The sequence below is a fragment of the Psychrobacillus psychrotolerans genome, from assembly GCF_900115805.1.
GTDB lineage: Bacteria > Bacillota > Bacilli > Bacillales_A > Planococcaceae > Psychrobacillus > Psychrobacillus psychrotolerans.
This window is the reverse complement of the sequence record NZ_FOXU01000003.1, coordinates 316,482-322,979: the sequence shown is the minus strand read 5'-3', so window position 1 is coordinate 322,979 and position 6,498 is coordinate 316,482. Positions and strand designations below refer to the sequence as shown.

Below are 6,498 nucleotides of genomic sequence, written 5' to 3'. Positions count from 1 at the left end.
CGATTCATTCGCTTCACTAAATCATAATAGGTACTTCGTGGAATACCAGCGAGCTCAACGAGCTCCTTCACCAGATATTTATGCCTTAATTCAAAAACTATTTGTGTTTTGTCTTGTTTGGTGATTTTTCCTTGCTTTGAACTAAGGCATTCAACTTTTTTAAATATTCGTTTTCCATTTCAAGTTGCTTAATACGTGCTTCAAGAGCTTCGAATGATCCTTCAACTTGAACTCGTTTTGACTGTTTATTTGACTCTTTTTTCATGGATGGACGCCCCTTTTTCATTGATTTCAGAGCGTCAATACCAGCTGAGTTATACAATTTTACCCATTTATGTACCGTTGATGGAGATGGGATGTTAAAAATCGCAGCTGCTTCATTAGGAGTTACTCCAAAATCATTTATATAGTTTAGTACGTCCATTTTAAAGTTCAAATCATAGTTTGTATAGGTAGAATGAAAAGCATCTACTCCATTTACTTTATACTGGGCTACCCAAACCTTTAATGGGCTTGTGCTAATATGAAACTGATCAGCTATTGTTTTAAAGGAAGCTGTTCCTTTTAGATAAGTTAAAACTGCCCGTAATTTTAATTCAGAACTATATTTTGTCATAGAAAAACTGCACCTCCAATTGTTAGATTGTGTCTAACAAATGGGGTGCAGTTCAATAAAGGGCTCTTTTTCTTATTTCACAGCGTGGATAAACCATCTATCCACTTCTTCTGAAGGCTTCCCAAAAATATCATCACGCACATTCACGGAAGAAAATCCTACTTTTGCAAGAAGATTAGTAAAAGTTTCTATGGAATACGTACGTTGATAATGGGATTCTTCAAAGCGTTCATAATAACCTGATTCATCACGAACAAAAAAAGTAATATCATGATAAATAGAATGCTCCTCTACCCCTGGTTCCGTATGCCAAAGATAAGCAACTTCCTCATCTTCGTACGTAAAAGGACCATTTGGGTAAATTACATCCATTTTATAAAGTGAATGGACATCAAAAAACAATTGTCCATTTGGATTTAAAGAAGCAAACAAACGTTTAAATGTCTGTTCCACTTCTTCTAATGTCTCTAAATAATTTAGAGAATCTATAGCAATAACCGCTACATCTACCTCATCTACACCTTCAAGATCAGCCATTGACTGACAGATAAAAGTGATGTCCGTTCCATTTTCAAAGCTTCGATTTTGAGCAACTGTAAGCATAGAATCTGATAAATCTACACCTATAACCTCATATCCTGCTTTAGCAAATTGGATACTAAGAACCCCTGTTCCACAGCCAATATCGACTAATCTTTTGGATGTATTCAGCGGAGCATTCGATTGTACCCATTCCGCATATTTATTGTACGGAATGTCGGACATTAATGAATCATAAATATAAGCAAATTGTTCATAGGTAGACATTAAGCATCTTGCCCAACTTCGATCATTGGTGCATCTCCCCAAAGTCTTTCTAAATTATAATAAGCACGTTCATCTTTGTGGAATACATGTGCTACAACGTCACCCATATCGACTAAAATCCATCTTGCTTCATCAAAACCTTCTAATCGTTTCACTCTAAATCCTGCTTTGAAAGCTTGGTCCTCTAGTTCTTTTGCTATAGCTTGAACTTGACGATCTGAGTTTGCATGACAGATTAAAAAGTAATCAGCAAGTAAAGAAACTCCTTGCATATTTAATACGACAATATCCTCTGCTCTTTTATCGTCCGCTGCTTTAAAAGCGATTTCTACTAATGAATTTGAAGATGTCATTCTTTCACTTTTCCTCTCTGTTGTATCAAATCATTGTAACAATGAAATGAATCCGGAAATACCGGTTGTTTTTTTTCTATTAAAAATGAAATACTATGCTTTATACAACTGGTCATCGCGTCTTCTAAATCGATCTTTGCTTTTTCCCGTAAAGGTTCGACTCCAGAAAATTTCCGACTAGGCTCTATCATATCTGAAACATAAATTATTTTTTCTAACTTGGACATACCAGCTCGACCTGTTGTGTGGAACTCAATAGCTTTCAATATATCCTCGTCCGCAATTTGAAATTCTGTTTTAGCAACATAACTTCCAACAGGAGCATGCCATAATTCATGATTAAAATCCAATAATACCGGATTCATATTTTGTGAAACAATGATAGACCTCAGCCATTCTTGTTCGGCGTACTTTACACTATCATGTAAAATTCCCGCAATCTCTGCTTTTTCAGGATCTTCCCCATACAACTCGGCTAATTGAATAGCTGTTTCAGCTACACCCCTTGTATGTATAAAACGCTTTTCAGGCATTCGACTTTTCATCTGCTCCAGTAAATATTCATGCTTCATATAACTTCTCCTCTCGGATGTATTCTCGAACAGCATCACTTATAAGAAACTTGGTAGTTTCGCCGTGTGTTATTCGATTTCGTACGGTCGTAGAAGATATATCGATTTGAGGTATCTCTATAGTTACTATAGGATATGCAGTTTCGAGCGATTTATTTGGTCTTGGCACTCCTACTAAATGCACATTTTGAATAAGATCTTCGATTCGATACCACTTAGGTAAATCCTCCACTTGATCTCCACCGATAATAAAATAGAAATCAGTTTCTGGTTCACGTCTTCTAAGAAGTTCCATCGTATCAAAAGTGTAAGATGTACCACCTTGATCGATTTCAATCGTTTCTATTTTTAACTTTGGCACGTCTTGTATTGATAATTCCACCATAGTTCGACGTTGCTCAGCTGTGACTCTATTTTGAATTTCTTTATGAGGAGGGTTAGCATTTGGCATTAAGCACACTTCATCTAGGTTCAACGCGTGGAGTACTTCATTTGCAATGATTAAATGTCCAATATGCGGCGGGTTAAAAGTCCCACCTAAAATCCCTACTTTTTTTCTCATGCACGACTCGCTTTTGGAAGCTCGATTCGTTTGTTATTTTTAGATGGTTTATAAAGCACTACCATTAAACCAATCAGTTGCACTAGCTCTGCTCTAGTACCCTTTGCAAGTGCTTCTGCCACTTCCTGCTTATCTTCTTCACAGTTTTGTAAAATACTAATTTTAACTAATTCACGAACTTCTAGTGCTTCTCCGATTTGTTTAATCATCGCATCGTTCACTCCACCTTTGCCGACTTGGAAAATCGGGGATAGATTGTGTGCTTGACTACGTAAAAATCTTTTTTGTTTACCTGTTAACATAATTTCCTCCTATTTGCTCTATCAATTGTTGGATCATCCCGTCAGTATCAGGCTTGGTTCCATTCCAATATGAGAAGGCCAGTGCTCCTTGATGTACAAGCATTCCTAGACCATTAATTGTTCGAACATTGTTTTTCTTCGCTTCCTCTAGAAAAGGGGTAACTAAAGGATTATATACGATATCCGCAACAATTGCATTCTCTTTTAACCGATTTAGTTGAATTGGTAAGGATGCTTCACTAGTTTTCATGCCTAATGACGTCGTTTGAACAACGATATCAAACGTGTCTAATGTGTTTTCAGCTTCTTCCAGGGTCAACGCCTGTCCGGTCTGTAGTTCTTCCACAAGTACTTTGGCCTTTTCTAACGTTCTATTCGCTATTGTCAGCTGTGTATAACCAAGACTATTGAAAGCATGAGCTATTCCGCGTGCAGCTCCTCCAGCCCCAATCAACAATATATTTTGCTCAGGTAAAATGGATCCGAGGGATTCAACAAAACCTAATCCATCGGTATTAAACCCAACATATTTATTGTCTAATGTTTTCACAACTGTATTTACTGCTCCTATTCCTCTTGCAGAATCATCTATTTCATCCAGAAACGGAATAATATCTTCTTTAAAAGGAACAGTTACATTCCAACCACTACATCCTAAAAGCTTTAAAGACTCAACTGCTTTCTCTAAATTATTTTGTTCAACATGTATTGGAATATAACTTGCATCTATATCTAGCTGTTTTAACCATGTTTCGTGCATTGTAGGTGAAAAGGAATGTGATATCGGATTTCCTATTACAGCAAACCATCTTTTCAAATCTATCCCTCCTATATTAATGATGGACGAATAGACACTTCAACACCTGCTGGGGCATGTGCAGCTACAATTACTCCACCCCGTTGTACGGTAATCCACCCTAACCCTGAAAATACAATATCAGTTTTGTCGTCTTTAATCTTAAATTCATGACGAACTAATGGAGGTAATAGATCTGCAAACTCCTCACTCGGTGGAGATAATAATTTACCTTTATGCTCTTTATATAAATTATCGGCATTTTCTAATTTAGTACGGTGAATTGGAATATCATTCGCTATATGACAAGTAAATGCTGCTCGTTCACCTTTGATAAAGTCAAAACGAGAAAGTCCGCCTAAATATAAGGTTTGTTCGCTATTTAGTTGGAATACTTTTGGTTTGATTTCTTTTTTAGGTGTTATATATTTTAACTCCGATGAGTCTAGATAATGCGCCATTTGATGGTGATTAATAATACCAGGAGTGTCAAATAATGATTTTTTATCATCTAATGGAATTTCAATCATGTCTAATGTAGTTCCCGGGAAATGCGATGTCGTAATAATCGCATCCTCTCCAGTAGCTTGTTTTATAATGCGGTTAATAAAAGTCGACTTCCCAACATTTGTACAACCAACAACATAAACGTTTTCGCCTTTTCTATAGTGCTCGATAGCTTCCATAGCTTCTGGCATGCCTGTTCCTTTATGCGCACTCACAAATAAAACATCTATTGGAGACAAACCTAATTTTTTAGCTTCGTGTTTCATCCAATTGATGACTTTATTCTTTTTCACAGATTTAGGTAATAGGTCGGCCTTATTAGCGATTAGCAAAATAGGGTTATTTCCAACAAAACGATGCAATCCAGGTAACCAACTACCATTAAAATCAAAAATATCTACAATTTTAACGATTAACCCTTTTTGCGTTCCTAAACTGTTTAAAATTCGAAGAAAATCATCATCTGTTAAAGAAACTGGTTGTAATTCATTGTAATTCTTCAATCGGAAACAACGCTGACATATAATATCTTCTTTTTCTAAAGAAGATAATGGTGCATAACCAGGTTCTCCTAGTTTTTCTGTTTGAATAGTTGTACCGCAACCGATACATTTTGGTGCTTCTGTCACGCTTCTTCCTCCCATGTAACTTGTCCTTTTTTGTCCAAGTAACTAAAAATTCTTCGTTCTACTATACGGTTAAACTTAGTCACAAATCCATCTGATTTTGCAACCGGAATGACTAATATCGTATGAAGCTTTAATCTGTTGCCACCAAATACATCGGTTAATAACTGATCTCCAATGACTACCACTTCTTCTCGTTTAACTGACATAATACTTAATGCTTTAAGAAATGCTTTTCCAAGTGGTTTACGTGCCTTAAATATGAATGGAATTCCAAGTGGGTCAGCAAAGGATTTAACTCGTAACTCATTGTTATTAGACACAATCGTTACTTGAATTCCTGCAGCTTTAATACTTGCGAACCATTCGATTAATTTAGGGGTAGCATCAGGTCGATCCCATTCAACTAATGTGTTATCTAGATCTGTAATAATTGCCTTAATCCCTTTTTCTACTAACAATTCAGGGGTAATATGAAAGACACTTCTTACAAATTCACTAGGTATAAGATATGAATACAAAGACGAACACTCCAATTCGAGGCTTTTTCTATTATTTATTATAGCATATTTGCTACATTCTCACCCATCCGGACAAATTTACCTGGATGAACAGCACTTGAGAACTCCACACTACCTTCTTCAAACAGCATAACAACGGTCGATCCAAAGGAAAAGTATCCAATTTCTTCTCCTTTTTTCCATGCATTTGATTTGTTTGTAAGCTCTATAGAATTGACAAACATGGCTCCTACCTTTATATGTATACATTTCTTTTCGTTAGGCATTTCTAACTCCGTTAACATTCGATAGTTACCACTTATCGTTTGTTTCCCAAACTGAAGCCCCCATTTATTGACCGGATACGATTTTTTACCAAGAATATATTGGTTAAGTATTTTACCATCTACTGGAGAATGTATACGGTGATATTCTGCTGGACTTAAATACAAAACAATATATTTTCCATTTTGAAAGGACGAAGCTATTTTTTCCGAACCTAGCATATCCTGTAAGGTGTAAGTTTTCTGTTTTACATAAAAGAGCCCTTTTTCTGTAATATCCCCAAATGTTTCAATAGTGGCATCGACTGGACTAATGATGCTATTCGGCGTTAAATCAATTGGGCGACGTTCCTCTTTAACTTTACGAATAAAAAAGTCATGTAAAGTGGTGAAATCTTCCCTCTTTTGTATTGTATCTTGTATGGATATATTAAAAAATTTAATATATGAGGGAATTATACGTTTGCTTGCTTTCGATTGGGTAAACCCTCTGATTAGTGACGAGGACCATTTCCCATTTGTTAATTCAATCATGGTTTGATATAATTTTTCTCTCATTTTTTAACTCCCTTG

At 36.0% G+C, this 6,498-nt stretch carries 9 protein-coding genes and 1 pseudogene; all 10 read right to left on the bottom strand.

All coding sequences use genetic code 11. The annotated features are described in order from the left end of the window. Positions 1 to 616: pseudogene (locus BM260_RS09340) on the bottom strand (helix-turn-helix domain-containing protein); the annotation flags it as partial. A 72-nt stretch (positions 617 to 688) separates the two neighbouring features. Then, on the bottom strand, positions 689 to 1,423 hold the full coding sequence (locus BM260_RS09335) for a class I SAM-dependent DNA methyltransferase (RefSeq protein WP_093537073.1): 735 nt from the start codon (positions 1,421 to 1,423) through the stop codon (positions 689 to 691). Continuing rightward, positions 1,423 to 1,776 carry a ribosome silencing factor gene (gene rsfS / locus BM260_RS09330; protein ID WP_093537072.1) on the bottom strand — a complete coding sequence of 118 codons (354 nt, stop codon included), beginning with the start codon at positions 1,774 to 1,776 and terminating at the stop codon, positions 1,423 to 1,425. The genes BM260_RS09335 and rsfS overlap by 1 nt, the downstream gene beginning before the upstream one ends. Then, entirely contained in the window at positions 1,773 to 2,348 is a 576-nt protein-coding gene (yqeK, locus tag BM260_RS09325; RefSeq protein WP_093537071.1) for a bis(5'-nucleosyl)-tetraphosphatase (symmetrical) YqeK, read from the bottom strand. Before yqeK ends, rsfS begins: the two co-directional genes overlap by 4 nt. Next, entirely contained in the window at positions 2,338 to 2,910 is a 573-nt protein-coding gene (locus tag BM260_RS09320) for a nicotinate-nucleotide adenylyltransferase (RefSeq protein WP_093537070.1), read from the bottom strand. Before BM260_RS09320 ends, yqeK begins: the two co-directional genes overlap by 11 nt. Continuing rightward, positions 2,907 to 3,212, bottom strand: a complete 306-nt coding sequence (gene yhbY, locus BM260_RS09315; protein ID WP_093537069.1) for a ribosome assembly RNA-binding protein YhbY — start codon at positions 3,210 to 3,212, stop codon at positions 2,907 to 2,909. Before yhbY ends, BM260_RS09320 begins: the two co-directional genes overlap by 4 nt. Then, on the bottom strand, positions 3,199 to 4,029 hold the full coding sequence (gene aroE, locus BM260_RS09310; protein WP_093537068.1) for a shikimate dehydrogenase: 831 nt from the start codon (positions 4,027 to 4,029) through the stop codon (positions 3,199 to 3,201). Before aroE ends, yhbY begins: the two co-directional genes overlap by 14 nt. A gap of 11 nt (positions 4,030 to 4,040) precedes the next feature. Continuing rightward, positions 4,041 to 5,144 (bottom strand): ribosome biogenesis GTPase YqeH, encoded by a 1,104-nt coding sequence (gene yqeH / locus BM260_RS09305; protein WP_093537067.1) that lies wholly within the window; start codon positions 5,142 to 5,144, stop codon positions 4,041 to 4,043. After that, the gene (locus BM260_RS09300; RefSeq protein WP_093537066.1) at positions 5,141 to 5,662 is read right to left on the bottom strand and encodes a YqeG family HAD IIIA-type phosphatase; all 522 of its coding nucleotides are present in this window, start codon (positions 5,660 to 5,662) and stop codon (positions 5,141 to 5,143) included. Before BM260_RS09300 ends, yqeH begins: the two co-directional genes overlap by 4 nt. Positions 5,663 to 5,700: 38 nt before the next feature. Beyond that, complete coding sequence (locus BM260_RS09295; RefSeq protein WP_093537065.1) at positions 5,701 to 6,483, bottom strand: phosphatidylserine decarboxylase; 783 nt, start codon at positions 6,481 to 6,483, stop codon at positions 5,701 to 5,703. Positions 6,484 to 6,498: the final 15 nt, after the last annotated feature.